Origin of the sequence: Pseudomonas frederiksbergensis (genome assembly GCF_003732665.1) — a bacterium.
GTDB lineage: Bacteria > Pseudomonadota > Gammaproteobacteria > Pseudomonadales > Pseudomonadaceae > Aquipseudomonas > Aquipseudomonas frederiksbergensis_G.
This window is the reverse complement of the sequence record NZ_MOBP01000068.1, coordinates 1-271: the sequence shown is the minus strand read 5'-3', so window position 1 is coordinate 271 and position 271 is coordinate 1. Positions and strand designations below refer to the sequence as shown.

Here is a 271-nt window from a genome sequence, read left to right as displayed (position 1 = left end):
TGTCGCCGTCCATGGACATCATGGTCTCGTCGAACTTCGAACGCCTGCTGTTCGCCCTGCACGGTCGCAACGGCGCAGCGATTGCCGGTTTGATGTACAACTTCAAGCAGGGCGGTGGTTTCAGTGTCGAACAAGAACGTTGGACCGAAGCCCGCAAGCTGTTCGATTCCCTGTCCGTGGATGACGCACAAACCTTCGAAACCATCGCCGAGGTCTACGAGCAGAGCGGCGAGGTGCTGGACCCGCACACTGCCATCGGCGTCAAGGCTGC

The 271-nt window shown here is 59.8% G+C and carries 1 pseudogene; it reads left to right on the top strand.

The features are described 5' to 3' along the window. A pseudogene (locus BK665_RS33180) lies at positions 1–271 on the top strand (threonine synthase); the annotation flags it as partial.